General features: G+C 33.9%; 21 protein-coding genes. All 21 read right to left on the bottom strand.

Translation table 11 applies throughout. The features are described 5' to 3' along the window. Nucleotides 1-149: 149 nt before the first annotated feature. Nucleotides 150-815 carry a 50S ribosomal protein L25/general stress protein Ctc gene (locus KA893_RS13400; RefSeq protein WP_069826011.1) on the bottom strand — a complete coding sequence of 222 codons (666 nt, stop codon included), beginning with the start codon at nt 813-815 and terminating at the stop codon, nt 150-152. Between the two features lie 130 nt (nt 816-945). Beyond that, the gene (locus tag KA893_RS13395; RefSeq protein WP_011303871.1) at nt 946-1911 is read right to left on the bottom strand and encodes a ribose-phosphate diphosphokinase; all 966 of its coding nucleotides are present in this window, start codon (nt 1909-1911) and stop codon (nt 946-948) included. Nucleotides 1912-2058: 147 nt separating this feature from the next. Continuing rightward, nucleotides 2059-3414 (bottom strand): bifunctional UDP-N-acetylglucosamine diphosphorylase/glucosamine-1-phosphate N-acetyltransferase GlmU, encoded by a 1356-nt coding sequence (gene glmU, locus KA893_RS13390; protein WP_002484204.1) that lies wholly within the window; start codon nt 3412-3414, stop codon nt 2059-2061. 655 nt (nt 3415-4069) lie between these two features. Beyond that, on the bottom strand, nt 4070-4375 hold the full coding sequence (spoVG, locus tag KA893_RS13385) for a septation regulator SpoVG (protein ID WP_011303873.1): 306 nt from the start codon (nt 4373-4375) through the stop codon (nt 4070-4072). Nucleotides 4376-4439: 64 nt separating this feature from the next. Then, nucleotides 4440-4814, bottom strand: coding sequence for a RidA family protein (locus KA893_RS13380; protein ID WP_002484206.1), 375 nt, complete (start codon nt 4812-4814; stop codon nt 4440-4442). Between the two features lie 19 nt (nt 4815-4833). Then, nucleotides 4834-5658 carry a pur operon repressor gene (gene purR, locus KA893_RS13375; RefSeq protein WP_002484207.1) on the bottom strand — a complete coding sequence of 275 codons (825 nt, stop codon included), beginning with the start codon at nt 5656-5658 and terminating at the stop codon, nt 4834-4836. A gap of 19 nt (nt 5659-5677) precedes the next feature. Beyond that, nucleotides 5678-6526, bottom strand: coding sequence for a 4-(cytidine 5'-diphospho)-2-C-methyl-D-erythritol kinase (gene ispE / locus KA893_RS13370; protein WP_002484208.1), 849 nt, complete (start codon nt 6524-6526; stop codon nt 5678-5680). Between the two features lie 347 nt (nt 6527-6873). Further along, nucleotides 6874-7137, bottom strand: coding sequence for a biofilm formation stimulator Veg (gene veg, locus KA893_RS13365; protein WP_002484209.1), 264 nt, complete (start codon nt 7135-7137; stop codon nt 6874-6876). Nucleotides 7138-7236: 99 nt separating this feature from the next. Then, on the bottom strand, nt 7237-8127 hold the full coding sequence (gene rsmA, locus KA893_RS13360; protein ID WP_002484210.1) for a 16S rRNA (adenine(1518)-N(6)/adenine(1519)-N(6))-dimethyltransferase RsmA: 891 nt from the start codon (nt 8125-8127) through the stop codon (nt 7237-7239). Further along, complete coding sequence (gene rnmV / locus KA893_RS13355) at nt 8128-8679, bottom strand: ribonuclease M5 (protein ID WP_011303876.1); 552 nt, start codon at nt 8677-8679, stop codon at nt 8128-8130. It abuts the gene before it with no gap. Between the two features lie 136 nt (nt 8680-8815). Continuing rightward, nucleotides 8816-9589: a TatD family hydrolase gene (locus KA893_RS13350; protein WP_002484212.1), complete on the bottom strand. Its 774-nt coding sequence runs from the start codon at nt 9587-9589 to the stop codon at nt 8816-8818. Between the two features lie 26 nt (nt 9590-9615). Then, nucleotides 9616-11592 (bottom strand): methionine--tRNA ligase, encoded by a 1977-nt coding sequence (gene metG, locus KA893_RS13345; RefSeq protein WP_002484213.1) that lies wholly within the window; start codon nt 11590-11592, stop codon nt 9616-9618. A 309-nt stretch (nt 11593-11901) separates the two neighbouring features. Next, nucleotides 11902-12738: a 16S rRNA (cytidine(1402)-2'-O)-methyltransferase gene (gene rsmI / locus KA893_RS13340; RefSeq protein ID WP_075340044.1), complete on the bottom strand. Its 837-nt coding sequence runs from the start codon at nt 12736-12738 to the stop codon at nt 11902-11904. A 3-nt stretch (nt 12739-12741) separates the two neighbouring features. Then, nucleotides 12742-12990, bottom strand: a complete 249-nt coding sequence (locus KA893_RS13335; RefSeq protein WP_011303879.1) for a GIY-YIG nuclease family protein — start codon at nt 12988-12990, stop codon at nt 12742-12744. Beyond that, complete coding sequence (locus KA893_RS13330) at nt 12983-13708, bottom strand: tRNA1(Val) (adenine(37)-N6)-methyltransferase (RefSeq protein WP_002484216.1); 726 nt, start codon at nt 13706-13708, stop codon at nt 12983-12985. The genes KA893_RS13335 and KA893_RS13330 overlap by 8 nt, the downstream gene beginning before the upstream one ends. Before the next feature lie 119 nt (nt 13709-13827). Continuing rightward, a complete protein-coding gene (gene yabA / locus KA893_RS13325; protein WP_041080841.1) occupies nt 13828-14169 on the bottom strand; it encodes a DNA replication initiation control protein YabA in 342 nt (113 codons plus the stop codon). A 15-nt stretch (nt 14170-14184) separates the two neighbouring features. Next, the gene (locus KA893_RS13320) at nt 14185-14988 is read right to left on the bottom strand and encodes a PSP1 domain-containing protein (RefSeq protein WP_002484218.1); all 804 of its coding nucleotides are present in this window, start codon (nt 14986-14988) and stop codon (nt 14185-14187) included. Between the two features lie 2 nt (nt 14989-14990). Continuing rightward, entirely contained in the window at nt 14991-15917 is a 927-nt protein-coding gene (locus KA893_RS13315; RefSeq protein WP_041080854.1) for a DNA polymerase III subunit, read from the bottom strand. 134 nt (nt 15918-16051) lie between these two features. After that, nucleotides 16052-16381 carry a cyclic-di-AMP receptor gene (locus KA893_RS13310; protein ID WP_002484220.1) on the bottom strand — a complete coding sequence of 110 codons (330 nt, stop codon included), beginning with the start codon at nt 16379-16381 and terminating at the stop codon, nt 16052-16054. A 26-nt stretch (nt 16382-16407) separates the two neighbouring features. After that, nucleotides 16408-17025: a dTMP kinase gene (tmk, locus tag KA893_RS13305; protein ID WP_002484221.1), complete on the bottom strand. Its 618-nt coding sequence runs from the start codon at nt 17023-17025 to the stop codon at nt 16408-16410. Nucleotide 17026: 1 nt separating this feature from the next. Beyond that, nucleotides 17027-18370, bottom strand: coding sequence for an aminotransferase class V-fold PLP-dependent enzyme (locus tag KA893_RS13300; RefSeq protein ID WP_002484222.1), 1344 nt, complete (start codon nt 18368-18370; stop codon nt 17027-17029). Nucleotides 18371-18524 lie beyond the last annotated feature (154 nt).

Here is an 18524-nt window from a genome sequence, read left to right as displayed (position 1 = left end):
ATAAATTATATGCTTTACAAGTTATATATTTTGTATCATTCACTATAATAACATAAAAAAGCACCCGCTTAACGTATTAAGCATGGTGCTTTTTATAAGATAATATTGCGTTGATACATCAACACATGACATCAACTCAAAGAGAAAGATTATTCTTCTTCTTTTTGGTCTTCGTCACTTTCATCTTCTTTTTCTTCGCCTACAACTTCTGGCTCTTCAGTAGCTGCTTCGCCTTCCATTGCTTCGATTTCTTCTTCAGTAGGTTCTTCAGTTGGAGGAACTACTGTTACGATTGAATCACTAGCTTCGTTTTCAATAGTGAACTCACCAGAAATTTTGATATCTTCAACAGAAAGACTATCATTTATTTCTAATTCACTGATATCAACTTCGATTGATTCAGGGATGTTATCTGGAGTAGCTGTAACTTCAAGGTTGAATAATGGTTGTTCAACAACGCCGCCCTCTTTAGTTCCTACAGCTTCACCAACTAATTGAACTGGTACTTCTACAGTACGTTCTTCAGTCATATTGATTGCTAAGAAGTCAATATGAGTGATTTGGTTTTTAAGTGGGTCGAATTGGTAGTCTGAAACCATTACTTTAATTGTTTTAGAACCTACGCCTAATTCGATTACACCGTTACGTCCAACTTCACGGATAACTTTGATAAATTCTACTTCGTCTACTTTAACTGAAGTATTTTTTGTACCGTAACCATAAACGATTGCTGGTACTTTACCAGTGTTTCTTAGTGTTTTAAGGTCTGAACGCGTTTGTTTACCTTGACGAATAATTGACTTTAATGAAGCCATATTCAGTTTCCACCTTTCATAAATGCTCTATCTAAGAGCTCCTCATTTGCCCATCAACAATCTGTTGCTTGCAAATGTTTATTTATCGTGATATTTCACGAACGAAATTATTATACATTGTTAAAGGCTATTAGTCAAATAGCACACTAACTGATTCGCGTTCATATACACGTATAATTGCTTGAGCCAATAACCCTGCTACTGATAATTCTTTAGTATTCTCTGGTTTACGTTTTTCATCTAATTGAATGGAGTTTGTAACTACAAGTTCTTTAATCGCTGAGTTTTCAATACGTTCTTTTGCAGGACCTGATAGTACAGGATGCGTACAACAAGCATAAACATCTTTCGCACCTTTGTCTTTTAACGCTTGGGCAGCCAAAGTAATCGTACCAGCCGTATCTATAATATCGTCAATAATAATTGCTGTTCGACCTTCAATTTCACCAACAATATTCATCACTTCTGCAACATTTGGTTTCGGACGACGTTTATCTATAATCGCGATTGGCGTTTTAAGTATATCTGCAAGTTTACGAGCTCTTGTCACCCCACCGTGGTCTGGTGATACAACAACACACTCTTCAGGGTCGATATCTGTCTCATTTTTAAAGTATTGCGCTAAAATCGGCACACCCATTAAATGGTCAATTGGCATATCGAAGAAACCTTGTATTTGAGGTGCATGTAAATCCAATGCAATCATGCGGTCTGCGCCAGCAGTTTCAATTAAGTTTGCAACAAGTTTTGCTGTGATTGGTTCACGACTGCGCGCTTTTCTGTCTTGGCGTGCATAGCCATAATATGGAACAACGATATTAATGTTCGCTGCTGAAGCACGTCTACAAGCATCTATCATGATTAACAATTCCATTAAATGTAAATTTACTGGATTTGATGTTGGTTGAATAATAAAAACATCACAACCACGAATACTTTCTTCAATATTGATTTGAATTTCTCCATCACTGAAACGTTTTACAGAACATTTCCCTAATTCAATTCCAACATGATCTGCCACTTCTTGGGCTAACGGTTCATTACCCTTCAAAGAAAATATTTTCAAAGCAGAATTCTTATACTCATTGTTTAACATTTATAGTCCTCCAATTAATTCTTTCAATTCGTTTTGGTTTGTAGACAAGGCAAAACTTATATCGCTCAGCAACATAAATAATTGTTATGATTATCTTTAACTATATTGATTTTAACAGTTTAAGTAAGCTTGTCTAAACATTTGTGTTTATTTTTTCAAATAACCTTCTTTAGTCGTTTGTCTAGCTCTCGCTAACGCTAAACTGTCTTCTGGTACATTATCAGTGATTGTTGATCCTGCGGCTATAAATGAACGATTACCTAAAGTAATTGGTGCAACGAGATTCGTATTACATCCGATAAAGGAATCATCACCAATGACCGTCTTAAATTTATTAATCCCATCATAGTTAACTGTGATAGAACCACATCCAACATTCGTTCTTTCACCTATTTCAGCATCACCAATATAACTTAAGTGAGGTAATTTGGCTCCTGCTTTCACCACTGATTTTTTAACTTCAACAAAGTTACCAACTTTTACTTTTTTACCTATATCTGCACCTGGACGAAGTTGTGCAAACGGACCAATCGTAGCATAATCATCCACTATCGCTTCATTAATGACAGATTGTTTAATTGTGACATTTGAACCTATTTTACTATTCGTAATTTCCGTATATTGTCCAATAACAGTATCTTCACCAATCACGCTATTGCCAGAGAGTTTCACACCAGGCTCAACTACTGTATCTTCACCAATTCTAACATCAGCTCCGATATAAGTCGTCGCAGGGTCAATAATTGTTACACCGTTCTTCATATGCTGTTCGTTAATGCGTTTTCTAAAAGCTTTTTCAGCTTCGCTAAGCATTACTCTATCATTCACGCCCATGATTTCCTCAAAATCATTCGTATGGAAAACTTCAACAATACCACGATCTTCTAAAATTAAAGAAAGTACATCAGGCAAGTAATATTCGCTCTGTGCGTTGTCATTTTTGACTAATTCTAGTTTTTCGAATAGGACTTGATTATCAAACGCAAAAATACCTGAACTAATTTCATTAATTTGTTGCTCTGCATCTGTTGCATCTTTTTGCTCAACAATACTCACCAAACGTCCTTCTGAGTCATGTAAAATACGTCCATAACCGAATGGATTTTCTGCTGTCGCTGATAAAACTGTTGCATGTGCTTGATTGTTCTCGTGATGTTCAACCAATGATTTCAATGTTGCTGTCGTAATCAATGGCGTGTCTCCACAAACCACTAACGTCGTCCCTTGACTTTCACTTAAATGCTCACTTGCCATTTTAACAGCATGTGCTGTACCTAATTGTTCTTCTTGAAAACTATAAAGCGATGTGTCTCCAAGTGTCTCTTTGACACTATCTGCACCGTGTCCAACAATGGTAACAAGCTGATCTATTCCAGATTGCTTCACATTATCTGCAACATGTTCGATCATCGTTTTACCTGCTACATCATGAAGTACTTTGTATTTCTTTGATTTCATACGTGTACCTTTGCCTGCTGCAAGTACTATTGCATGTCTTTGCATGTATGTTAACCCTCCATTAAAATATACACTTCCTACCTATTATAATTTAACGCTAGTCACACTTTCAAGGCTCAAAGCACCAATGTTATATAATAGAAATATTTTTATTACTAATATTAAAAAATTGCATAACCCTATTTGTCATCATTGAATACCTATGGAAACGCTTCAAAATTTATGCGAAATCTATAATATCTCTAATATAATATAATTTTTTATTTACGAAAATATCAACATAGTCACACTTGTATTTCTTATTTTTATATTATTTAAAATTAACCAATATTCATTTTATTCCCATTTATTTTCCATTCCCTAAAACAAATCATTTCTGTCACCTTTTTAAAATCAACACTTTTTATTTTTAAAGCGATAAGTATGCAAAAAACCAGACCGAACATATATGTTTCGGTCTGGTTTATATCAATTAGACGTTAAATGACTATATCGAAATTATAAAATAACTTTTCCATAAACTACTGCATATTCACATAAAAAATCAGTCACACTTATGCATCACTTTAGCTAAGTTATCCATTTAAATAGTCACATCTACTAAAATAGAGCAAAAAAATCATTTTGAAAATAAATTTTCCGCCCTATTCGGTCGTGTATATAACAACTATTTTCCCTCAAATAGCTGAACGTATTTTATTTAAGCTTCTTCAGAATCGTCTGATGATTGCGCATTTCTGTCAGGGATGACTTCATCAGTCTCTTCATATACTTTCATTACTGCATCCTGTATTTCTTGTCTCATTTCTGAGTTAATTGGATGAGCAATGTCTCGGAATTCACCATCTGGTGTACGTTTACTCGGCATTGCGACGAATAGACCTGTGTTGCCTTCAATTACGCGTAAGTCATGTACAACAAATGACTCGTCTAACGTAATTGAAACAAGCGCTTTCATTCTTCCATCTGTTTGTATCTTTCTAAGTCTTACATCTGTCACTTTCATGTAGTGAGCCCCCCTAGTATCTCTTTGTTAGAAGCTTAACAATTTTATTAAAAATTATAAATCCTTATTTCACTTTTGCAATTAACTCTATTTCAACTTTAACATCTTTCGGCAATCTTGCCACTTCAACACAACTTCTCGCTGGTTGATGATTACTAAAGTATTTGCCATAAATTTCATTTATATTTTGAAATTCATTCATATCAGCAATGAAAATAGTAGCTTTAATTACTGAATCTAAATCTGATCCAGCTTGGTCTAACACAACTTTTAAATTTTCTAAGACTTGTTTCGTTTGCTCTTTTACATCATCGCTAACAATTTGTCCTTCTAAATTTAGAGGAATTTGTCCTGATGTGAACACAAGTCCATTAATTTCTGTTGCATGCGAATATGGCCCTAATGCTTCAGGTGCCTTTTCAGTATTAATAACTTTCATGATGTCGAAATCGCTCCTTTTAAGAAAATTTAGTTAAACTGTTGCCTTGTTCCACCTTAAACTCCTGATTGTATTCATCTACATCAGATAGTTTAACTAAGGATGTATAATCTTCAATTAATCTTTGCTTAACTTCTTTTGATTCTACTAGTACCGATACCCCTTTAACATGAGCTTTAAACTCATTCATCAAATTCATAACACCATTGATTGAACCTCCAGCACGCATAAAATCGTCAACCACGAGCACGTTAGAATTTTCTGGTAATGTTCTCTTAGAAAGCACCATCGTTTCAATTTTTCTAGATGAGCCTGAGACATAGTTAATAGAAACTGTTGATCCCTCAGTAACCTTATTATCTTTTCTAATAACAACTACTGGCAAGTTCAATACATTCGCTACTGCATTGGCTAATGAGATCCCCTTAGTTGCAATCGTTACAATGGCATCTATCTCTTCATCCATATACAGTGTTGCAATTAATTTACCAACACGATTAAGTAAAGTAGGATTCCCCATTAAATCGGATAAGAATAAATATCCACCTGGTAATAAACGATCTTTCTCCTGAAGTTGAGCAATAACATCATCAATCACTTCCGTCGCTTCCGCTTTACTCATTTCTGGTTTATAGGTCACACCACCGCTAGCACCTGCCGTAGTAATAACCGTGCCAAGCTTTTCTTTTTGAAAAGTTGTTTTAATAATTTGTACATCTTCACTAATTGAAGATTTAGCTTGTTTAAACTTTTGTACAAAATATGTTAGTGGTATTAATTTGTTTGGATTATTCATTAAGTATTGTGTCATATACACAATACGTTCACTTCTTTTATAGCGCATTCATTTCATCCCTTCTTTTTCAGCCTAACAATCTTACAATATGTACTTCATTGCAGCAACCATTAACCGCGTTATATATGTGTCTTGCTTGTCTCTCTTTCCTAGCTAACGCATAAACTGTCGGGCCACTACCACTCATAACAGCACCATCCGCACCATTTGCTAACATATTGGCTTTTATTTTTAATATTTCATCATGCATCTTTCCCGAAACAGGTTCCAAGCGATTTGAAAGACTTTTACATAATTGTTCGTAATCTCCAGAAATTAAAGCATTTTCACATGCTTCAGTATGCACTGTATGCGGTTGTGTTAAATCTAATTTCTTAAATATATCTGGTGACGATATACCTAAATCAGGTTTAGCAACCACAACCCAAGCAGAAGGCGGTTTATCCAAATATTCGATTATTTCGCCCTTGCCCTTACACAAAGCAGTCTTACCTAATATACAAAAAGGAATATCCGTTCCAATTTGTATTCCTAATGCACATAGCTCCTCTAACGGTCTATTTAACTTATATAAACGATTCATGCCTCTCATCGTAGCTGCAGCATCTGTCGATCCACCTGCTAACCCTGCTGACACGGGTATGTTTTTATCAATCGTAATGGTCAGACCTTGTTGTAAATTATAGGTCTTTTTCATTAGTTCTGCAGCTTTATATGCCAAATTTTTATTATCGGAGGGAACATAAGTCTGTTCTACGTCAACAACTATTTTTTTGTCTTTACGCAGTTCAAATGATAAGCGATCGTTTAAATCTATCGTTGTCATTATCATTTCAACTTCATGAAAACCATCATCTCGTTTAAAGAGTGTGTCCAACGTTAAGTTAATTTTAGCTGGCGCAGTTTCATAAATCATATTCCCACCCTCTTTCAATTTCGATATGGTAATAAAATGATTTTAACATATTGTTATCATTGTGTTGTCGGTTTTTTCAAAAGTTAATATATTGCGCCAAAATACAAATAAATAAAAATTTAAAAATAAACTTTCAACTATGTCGAAAAATCAAATCATTTCTTAATTCACTATTTTACAATAACGTGTTTACTAGATAAAATAATTTTCTTTTATATGTATAAAAATCAAAAAAAGGTATGTCGGCGCTATACACCAACATACCTTTTTATATCAATCGTTCGAATATTAAAGTCTATTGTGAAAGTAAGATTCTGACAATCAAACATGACTTTAATTACTTTTATTTAGTGTGCAATTGCTTCTTGATGATTATCATCTTCAAAAGAAACTTGTACGTTTTCAGTTAAAACGTCAGTGTATGTATAAGACACACGTTCAAAATTATAAATATCTTGATCTAGTTCCACAATAAAAACAGAAGGGTAAGTTTCTTTTAACACACCACTACGTTCAATTGTTTTTTTACGTCCACCGTTCGCTTTAAGTACAATTCTGTTTCCTAATTGACAATCAAGTGAATTTTTGATGTCTCCAATAGATTTTGGCATATTGCTCCACCTCGCTACAAGTTGTATAATAACACAAAATGGAGGTTTTTGTCAAATAAAATATCAATTTTAGCAATGTCGGACGCGCTTGTCAATAATTTAAAATTCTAATTCTGTGAAATTTTGCAATTCATTGTATAAATTTGCAAATTCTTTTATTGAAAGTGTCTCTCCACGTCTTCGAGGATCGATGCCAGCCGCTTCTAACCATTCCAATATTTTTTCTTTATTCACTTTACCGTTTACAAATAAGCTTTGGTAATTATTATTGATTGTTTTACGTCTTTGACTAAATGCCGCTTTTGTCATTTTGAAAAATTTATTTTCGTCGTCAATATCAACGATAGGTGTTGGACGTTTCATCAATTTTACAACAATGGAATCTACATTAGGTGGCGGAAGAAAAACTGATTTAGGCACCGTTAATACTTTACTTGTTTCTGTATAATATTGTGCAACGATTGAGAGTGAGCCATAGGCTTTTGTACCAACTTGTGCATTAAGTCGTTCTCCAACTTCTTTTTGCATCATGACTACATAGCCATCAATTGGTAATTTCTGCTGCATTAAATTTAATAATATTGGCGTCGTAATATAATAAGGTAAGTTTGCGACAACCATAATCTTTTCACAATCAGCCAGGTGTTCTGTTACATAATGTGCGATATCTGCTTTAAGTATATCTTCGTTGATCACGGTTACATTATCGTAAGGTCCCATCGTATCTTTTAATACAGGTATTAAACGTTGGTCTATTTCAAATGCCATAACCTTTTTAGCACTTTTTGCTAATTGTTCTGTCAATGACCCCATACCAGGACCCACTTCTATTATACCTGTCTGTTCATCAATATCACTTGCGTCAATAATATTATGAATAATATTCACATCAATTAAAAAGTTTTGACCGAGACTTTTTTTAAAATTAAAGCCATATTGATTAAGTAAAGCTTTCGTACGTGTTGGTGTGGCAATATCTTTATAATCCATTTACGATTCACTTCCTTCTTCATCACTTAAAGCAGACCTAACATCTTCTTCTGTATAGCCAAATGCATTCAACTTATTGATTAACTGTTTACCATTAGAATGGCCTATATGCAGTTTGCGACCTAACTTTTCTCTTTTATGACGTGCGTCCTTACCAACGATTAATCCTAAATCGATTAAAACATCTTTACTTATTGATTCATGACCTTCTTCAAAAGGTGTACTCACATTCATTAAAGCTTCTTTAATATCACTTAATTGTGCATGCTCTACGCCAATTTTTCCACGTTTATTTTTAGCTTTTTCTTTATCAATATATGCATGTTTCACACCGGGAATCTGTTTTTGTATCGTGTTGCGGATTTTATCACCCGGGAAATCAGGGTCAGTTAATACGATAACACCTCTTGTTTCATAGGCTTGTGCAATTACCTTTAACGTTGATTCGTTAATGGCGCTACCATTTGTTTCAATCGTATCACATTGAACAGCTCTTTTTACGCGTTCAGTGTCATCTCTACCTTCAACTACAATAAATTCATTTATTTTCATTTATTGCTTCACCTTTCGTTACTTTAATTCATTTTAGATAAAAATAAAAAAGGTATCGGTTTTAATTGTGATTACCACTTAGTATGCCTTATATCAACTAAGCTCTATCTCAGACCGATACCTTTTTGAAATATGATTATGCTTTTAATTTAAACAATCGTTCTGCGTTTTCAGTTGTTTGTTTACACACTTCTTCGTAACTCACACCACGTAATTCAGCAATTTGTTCCGCAACTAATGTTACGCGGACAGGTTCGTTTCTTTTGCCTCTATAGGGATGTGGCGATAGGAATGGTGCATCCGTTTCAACTAACAGTCTATCAAAAGGCACATGCTTTGCAACTTCTTTTGGTTGTTTTGCATTTTTAAATGTAACAGGACCACCTAATGATACGTAAAAATTCAATTTATTGATAACATCGTTAGCAATTTCAGGTGACGCGCTAAAGCTGTGCATAATGCCACCAATCTCTTCAGCGTGTTCTTCTTTAAGAATATTTACACAATCTTGTGTCGCTTCTCTATTATGAATGATAATTGGTAAATTTACGCGTTTTGCTAATGCAATTTGCTTTCTAAACAATGCTTGTTGAACATCTTTGGGCGACTTATCCCAATGATAGTCTAATCCGGTTTCACCAATGCCAATCACTTTAGGGTGTGCTGCAAGTTTTTCAATCCATTCTAAACGCTCTTCAGTACAATCAATCGCATCTACAGGGTGCCAACCAATAATGCCATAGATAAATTCATATTGGTCAATGAGCTCCATCGTACGTTCTACTGTCGGCGTATCAAAACCAACAACAAACATACGATCCACACCATTCTCTCTTGCGCGTTCAATGACTTCCTCTAAATCTTCATCATATTGATCTGCATTTAAATGAACATGTGTATCGATTAGCATATTAATTCCACTCCCTCAATTTGTGATTATTTAATTATTGCACCATTTGGAATTGCACTAGGCAAGCTTACAAGTGTAAGTACACCATCTTTTTCAGCAGAAAGTATCATACCTTCTGATTTTCTACCCATTAATTTAGCTGGTTTTAAATTAGTGACAACTGCTACCTTTTTGCCAATAATATCTTCAGGTTGATAGAATTTTGCAATACCTGAAACGATTTGACGTTGTTCACTATCCAAATCAACTTGAATTTTTAATAACTTATCAGATTTTTTCACTTGCTCTGCGTCAATAATTGTTGCAGCCTTGATTTCTACTTTATCAAAATCTTTGATATCAATTTGCGCTTTGCTAGGCAACTCTTCCTCAACTTCTTCTTCAATCTTGTCTGGTTGCATTGATTCCTTGATATAGCTAATTTCAACCTCGCTATCCAAACGTGGGAAGATTGGTTCGGGTTTACCACTCACCATAATCGGTTCAGTTAATGCGCCATACTGTTCAATACTTTCTAATTCAAAAAGTTCTGGTGCATTAATATTTAATTGGCTGAAGATTTGTTTTGGTCCATGTGTAAGGAATGGTCTTAATAATACCGCAATAATACGAATATTTTCTACTAAGTGTGCCATTACGTTACCAAGCATTTCTTTTTGATCCTCATCTTTAGCTAAAACCCATGGTGACGTTTCATCGATATATTTATTAGTACGACTAATGAATTTCCATATAGTTGAAAGTGCTACTGAGAATTGTAAGTCGTCCATATTTTCATGGAAAGTTTTGACAGTATCTAGTGCCATTTGTTCCATATCTTTATCTAATTCGTGTTTAGGACCTTGATATGCTGGTAGTTCACCATCAAAATATTTGTTCACCATTGAAATTGTTCGATTAACTAAGTTACCCAAGTCATTTGCTAAGTCATAATTTGTACGTTCTACAAATCCTTCTGGTGTAAATACACCGTCAGAGCCAAATGGTAATTCACGCATTAAGTAGTAACGTGTTGCGTCCAAACCGTAACGATTAATCAATACGTTAGGATCTACAACATTACCTTTAGATTTACTCATTTTCCCATCTTTCATAAGTATCCAACCATGTGCGAAAACTTTTTTAGGTAATGGAATGTCTAGTGCCATTAATAAAATCGGCCATATAATAGAGTGGAATCGTACAATTTCCTTAGCCATAATATGAATGTCTGCAGGCCAATATTTCTTGAATAGACTATCATCATCTGATAGATAACCTAATGAAGAAATATAATTTACAAGCGCATCTATCCAAACATAAACAACATGCTTAGGATTTGATTGAACACGAATACCCCAATCAAATGATGTTCTTGATACTGCCAAATCTTCAAGTCCTGGTTTAATGAAATTATTAATCATTTCATTTTTACGTGAAGGCGGTTGAATAAATTCAGGATTTTCATCATAAAATTCTAATAAACGGTCTGTATATTTAGATAAATTGAAGAAATAACTTTCCTCTTTTACTAATTCTACTTCATGACCAGAATCAGGACTCTTACCTCCAACAATCACTCCGTTTTCCATAATTGGATCGACTAATTGTGTTTCAGTATAATACGTTTCATCCGGAACAGAATACCAACCTTCATATTCACCAAGATAAATATCTCCCTGAGCCAATAAACGTTCAAATATTTGTTGTACAACTTCTTTATGTCTAATTTCTGTTGTACGTATAAAATCGTCGTTTGAAATCTCTAGTTTTCCCCATAAATCTTTAATACCAGCAATCATTTCATCAAGGTACTCGATTTCTGATTTCCCAGCTTTTTGTGCTTTTTCTTGAATTTTTTGTCCATGTTCATCCGTTCCCGTTAAATAACGAACATCATAGCCTTGCATTCTTTTATAACGTGCGATTACATCACCAGCTGTTGTCGTATAAGCATGACCGATATGTAAATTCCCACTTGGATAATATATTGGTGTAGTGATATAAAATGTTTCTTTCGCCATCAATGTTCCTCCTCGTTTCTTACATCATAAATATATCTAAATTTAATATTGTTTTCAATAAAGTAGACGTATGCTTCTGTACTGTTTTTATATGCATTTCATATTAATGAATTATATGGATAGTGTACGATTCATATGCGTTTTTTCCACTTTTTTGCTGATATGATTTAATAATGGTTAATAATCTCTATCTTATCTACATTACCATAAATCACGCATGTTATGGGAGTTTTTCAACACTTTTTTATTGTTTATATATGATTTTATATTAAGTCACTTTCACGTCTCTTTTGAAGACTTATAAAATGATTAATTAACCTCATGATAAATGTCGTATACTTCGCTCGTTTTCATATGACGTGCTTCCGCAACAACTTTTATAGCTGCTTTAGGTTTCATATTTTGATTTATATGATACGTTACATGTTCTTTTATAGACATATCCTCAAACCACGAAGTATCCTCTACATGTTCATCACCTTCAACAAGGACAACGAACTCACCTTTCAACGGAATATTTCCATCTTCAAGTTGCTCAATCACTTCGCTTACATAGCCTGTGACAATTTGCTCAAACTTCTTAGTAAGTTCTCTTCCAACTGATACTTTACGCGCTTCATCTATGTTTAGAATTGTTTTTAAGGTATCTTTCACACGATGCGGTGATTCATAAATAATCAACGTGCTATCTTCATACATACGCTGTTCTAATATCGAATGTTTTTGCTTTTCTTTTCTAGGTAAAAATCCTAAAAATGTATAAGTAAAAGAAGGCAACCCACTTGCCATCAGTGCAGTTAAACCCGCATTAGGTCCAGGTACTGTTTCTACTCTAATTTGTTTTTCTCTTGCAGCTACAACAAGTTCATATCCCGGGTCACTAATAAGTGGTAAGCCTGCATCTGATACGAGTGCAATATCCACACCTTCTTGTAATTGTTCAATTAAATAATCTGTTTGTTGTTCTTTGTTGTGATCATGATAGGACTTGAGTGGTGCTTGTATCTCATAATGCGCACATAATTTTTTTGTCACCCTCGTATCTTCACAAGCTATCAAATCTACATTCCGTAATATATCTACTGCACGATAAGTAATATCTGCTAAGTTACCGATGGGCGTTCCTACTAAATATAACGTTGACATAAGCTATCCCTCACTTATTAATTTAAGTTTTTTTTGACGTGAAAATGTCTTGATTTCATATTCACGTTTCAATGCTTCAGATTTGGTATCAAACATTTCTTGGTAAACTAATTGTACAGGACGTCTTATTTTTGTATATTTGGCACCTTGACCATTATTATGTTTGATAATTCTTTTTTCTATATCTTTTGCATATCCTGTATATAGACTGCCATCTTTACACTTAACAATATATATATAATGTTTATCCATAATATATTTCTCTCATTTCTTCGGTATAAGTGCCATCTTTGTTATATATGTAGAATGGTGGTTGAATTTCTAAGCCCTGATTCCCGCCTTTTCTACCTTCAACAACAATCGTTTGAGCCGCTTTATCCAGTTTACTGTATATAAAATAAATTTTTTTAGGTTCAATTTGATAAGTTCTCATATGACTTAAGACATCCATTAGACGTTCCGCCCTATGAACCATGATAAATCGACCACCTTGCTTTAACAAATGCCTTGCAGCATAACAACAATCTGCTAATGTACACATTATCTCATGTCTCGCTATCTTATGCGCATCTATTTGATGTTGGTGTTGCTGATTTGTTTTAAAATAAGGAGGATTACAAGTAACTAAATCATATTGAGACGGCTTGAAATATCTATGTGCTTCTTTCAAGTCCATTTGATACATATGGATTCTCTCTTCTAGTTGGTTATATGTAATACTTCTTCTAGCCATGTCTACTAATTGCTCTTGAATTTCGACAGCATCTATCATTTGTTGCCCTTTATTCGATAATACTAAAGGAATTACGCCGTTACCAGAGCACAAATCCATTATATTATCGCGCTTTTTCACATTGGTAAAGTGACCAAGTAATAACGCATCCGTCGAAAAAGAAAATACATTATCATTTTGTATAATTCTAAGGTTTTCTTTTAATAAATAGTCTAACCTCTCATTCTCTAACAACATTTCCCTTTCCTCCCTAAAAAAAGAGGACGAGATAACGATGCTTAATAATCAAGCCTATCGCTACACCTCATCCTCAATCACATGTCATCATTATACATTAACCATTTAAATCAGTTCGATTATTCACTTAATACTTCAAGACAAAATAAACAATCGTCACCTTTTCTGTGTTTACCGAATAATTCTCCATTACAAATATGAAAACCTTCTTTATAAAGCATTGCTAAATTATCTTTGCTACGTAGCGGTTGTTTCTTTGGTAGCTTTTTCCCATTTTCAACCGCTTTAGGTTTTTCTTCTTTGTCTATTAAAGTTTTTAAATTTTCATTCTCTATTTGTAAGGCGACATTTTCTTCAATCACTTCAACGGTAAGTTTTTTTAAATTTCCCATATCACTGTTGATTTGGTTTATATTGGCTTCTAGATTTGCTAATTTTTCAAATATGTCGTTACGATTCAATGTTGTATTAGCCTCCTAATTTAATGTTTCTAATTCTTCCATTTTATATTCAAGTGGCTGCTCTAGGCCCTCGACTTTAACTTGCATAGAAATATCTAAAATATTCAAACCTATGACTTTTCCATTACCTTCAGGCGTTTCAATAGCGTCTCCGACATCTGGTAATTGCGCGCGTGCTTCTTCATAATAATCATTTTCATATTTAAGACAGCACATTAGGCGACCACAGGCTCCAGATATTTTAGTGGGGTTGAGAGATAGATTTTGATCTTTTGCCATTTTAATAGAAACTGGTTCAAAATCACCTAAAAACGTAGAACAACACAGTGAACGGCCACATGGCCCTATACCACCTAGTAATTTAGCTTCGTCTCTGACACCAATCTGTCTTAACTCAATACGTGTTTTTAACTTCTGCGCCAATACTTTAACTAACTTTCGAAAATCGACACGTTCATCAGAAGTGAAATTGAAGATAACTTTTGATTTATCTAGTGTGTATTCACAATTTACCAATCTCATTTCTAACTCGTGTTGTTGTATCGTCTCTTTACATAATGCCATTGCCTCATCCGCATCATACTCATTTTTTTCATATTGTAGCAAATCATCTTCTGTAGCGAGACGAACAATTTCTTTTAATGGCAATGTGACATCTTGATCCGCAACATCTAATGGTGCATATTTCACGCGTCCCATTTCTAATCCTCTTTTTGATTCTACGACTACCCAGTCGCCAACGTCTAAATCAAAACCCTTTGGTGAATAATATTCCATTTTACCTGATTTTTGAAAATCTATTCCGACTACATTTTGCATTATTAATTCACCCCTTTTATTACAATTTGTTCAAATACTAACATCGGGTTAACATTTTGATTCAATTTTTTATGTGCTTCTGTTATTTGATCATACATCAAAATAATTTGATTGTATGTTAGTTTTTTCGAAAATGCTTTGATATCTTCCTTTAAATCATGATATATCATATCTTGATCCATACCTACTTTAGCATGCATGACATCTTCAAAGAAACCATTAACTGCTGCTAATGTCACTAACTGCAATTTTCTATTTTTAGCTTGTTTTAATAAATCCACAATAGCTATCAAAGCCATTGAACGATTGGTTAACAATAATTGGCACCATTTAACAACACTCTTGCGTAGAGCCATTAAATCGGTTTCTTCATTAAGCGTAACAGCGACTTCAATTTGCGTTGTATATGTACTTAACAATTCAGCTACTGGTTTAGCAATTTCTCGCTCAACTAATCGATTAATAAACTTGGTTTTATCAATTGGTTTAAAATAAACATGTTGGCATCTAGAATGTATCGTATCTAGAATTTGTTCTGGTTTTGTAGTTAATAAGATGGCTATTGTGTTTTCTGGAGGCTCTTCTAAAAACTTTAAAATGCTATTTTCGCCTTGAACTGTTAGTTTCTCAAAAGATTCAATAATGTACACTTTATAATCGCCTTCGATTGGAAGTTGATTCATGTGATGTACTAATTGTTCAACTTGATCCTTTTTTATTGTTGTTTCTTCAGATGATACATACATAAAATCAGGATGATTAAATGTTTCTACCTTTAACTGACATTGATAATCTCCATTACATAAAATAAGTTTCGTAAAATCAATAGCGACTTGCTGCATTGTTTGGCCATCATCGCCTTCAAATAAGTAAGCATGCGACAATTTGTTTGATTGATACGCTTTCGTCAGTCTTTCTTGTTCATCCATCATAAAGTTACTCCTTTATATAAAAAGGCTGCTCATACATAGTTACCTTACAAAGCACATTTCTTAAGACCATCTTATATGTGTCCTAAACAAAAATGTAATTTGAAAGGTTACCATATATAGCAACCATAATTCTAGAATTGATGGAAAGCTTCAACAGGCATTACAAATACCGTTGCTCCTCCAACCTCTACTTCAACTGGGTAAGGTATATAAGAATCTGCACTTCCACCCATTGGTGTTATAGGTGATACAAGTTGTTCTCTATTACCGCAAGTGTCATTAATCACTTTCAACATTTCGTCTACACGGTCATCTTCGACACCTGATAGGAATGTTGTATTACCCGCTCTTAAAAATCCACCGGTTGTTGCAAGTTTCGTTGCTCTAAAGTTATGTTTAACAAGTTTGTCTGAAAGCTCTTGACTATCTTGATCTTGTACAATTGCTATAATCATTTTCATACTAAACACCTCTTCCCAGTATTATATCATAATTTTTCTAAGTATTTGCTTATAGATTCATATGTTGCGTTCACAACTTCATCTATGCTTCTATCTGCATCTATCACGATAAAGCGTTCAGACTCATTATGAATAATTTTTTTATATCCTTCAACTACTTTTTCATGAAATTTTACGTCTTCTTGATCAAGACGATTTTGATTTCGTTGATTTTTCAAAATACGTTCCCGACCTACAGCTACACTCACATCTAAATAAATTGTAATATCAGGATATAAACCATTTATTGCAAATTCATTAATAGACTTTACTTCTTCTATTCCTATACCCCGTGCATAGCCCTGATATGCTAAAGAACTATCTATATATCGATCACACAATACTAATTTCCCATTTTCTAAAGATGGAATGACTTTACCCACAAGATGTTCTCGTCTTGAAGCTGCAAATAATAATGCTTCTGTACGATCATCCATGTCGTCACCCTCAAGTAATACCTCACGAATTTGCTCTCCCGTCTTTACGCCACCGGGCTCTCTTGTGAGCACAACACTGTATTGATTTTCTAATTTTTGTGCTACTTGTTGTATCACAGTAGTTTTACCTGAACCTTCCGGCCCTTCAAAAGTTATAAATGCAGACATCTTATTCATCCTTAATTTCTATTTTATTATCTTTCATACCTTCAACTCTAATTTGATGATTACACCAATAATTCATTAATTTTATCATATTTTTAGTGATAATTTCTCCTCTTAGCATGATTGGAATACCCGGAGGATAAGGAGTTAAATGCGTCGCCAATATTTTATTATATGCTTTATCTATATCTATCTTCTTAACCTTATCTATTTCTCTATAATCATACGTACCTTCTTCATTGTAAAAGGGTACATCCGTTACTTCAAACGCAACTCTTGTTTCTATATTTATTGCGCTTATTCTTGCTAACAAATCATCAAATGGAAATTGATCGCCTTTATGCCATAAAGGTAGGACTAGTAAAACTTGATAGTCATCCGCAAGCTCTACATAAATCTCTTGGTTTTCAAAAAGTGTTTGAAGTTCGATTCCTGTATAACCATTACACTGAATATTCAATTTGAGTGGATCTTCTACATCAATAATACGCATACCTTTATCTTTTAACACTTTAATTAACTGTGATCTTTTTTCAAAAAACAGACTACTATCATAGCTTTTATAAAAGTCATGTGCTAATTCTAAACTACTCATCAAAAGATAGGATGGACTTGAAGATTGAAAGTAAGTTAAATATTTCAATATATCTTCACGTAACGGTGCCTTTTTATGTATAAAAATAATAGAACTCATCGTGAGTGATGGCAACGTTTTATGATAAGACTGCACAACATAATCCGCCCCCATATTCAATGTAGAATTTGGAAAACCCATTAAATTGAAATGCGCACCATGAGCTTCATCTATTAATGTAGGAATTTGACATGCTTTCATATACTTAATCGTAGACGCTACATCAAAGCACTCGCCATAATAATTAGGATAAGTGAAAACTGCTAATTTCGCTTTATCTACCTGAGTTTTTAGTGACACTTCGTCTGGACCAACATACTGTTTTGTCTTACTACTTATGCTCGTTTTTAATAATTTACTAGAAGCACGCGCTAAATCCAAAGCATGAAAAACAGATTTATGTACATTTCTTGCGATGATATACTCTCCCTTTACTTTAGCAAAGCTTTGTATCACTGCTAATATACCGGATGTCGTTCCATTGACTAAAAAGTAAGCATCATAATCAGGATGCTTGTTGATATGTTGCATACTTTGCCCAATAACATCTTCAGCTTGATGCAAATCATCCAATCCTGTAATTTCTGTCATATCCATTTCCATTTTCAACTCATTTAAATAGCCTATCGTCATATTTTTATGGCCAGGTACATGCATGGAAATTGGTTGCTTATTCAATAAATGATTGAGCCGATCTGTTAATGGTAATGTCATTAAATCCCCTACTTTTTAAACTGAAATTCTATTTTATATGTCCCTATATTTTAACATGTCCCTAGCGACTTCTCTATAGTCATTATATTCAACTAAATATTCTTACATACGAGTTTTGACTCGTATGTTCATTAGCTTCAAACGCTTTCTCATA

It is taken from the genome of Staphylococcus sp. GDY8P126P, from assembly GCF_017891965.1.
Classification (GTDB): domain Bacteria; phylum Bacillota; class Bacilli; order Staphylococcales; family Staphylococcaceae; genus Staphylococcus; species Staphylococcus saprophyticus.
This window is presented reverse-complemented; position numbering and strand designations above follow the sequence as displayed.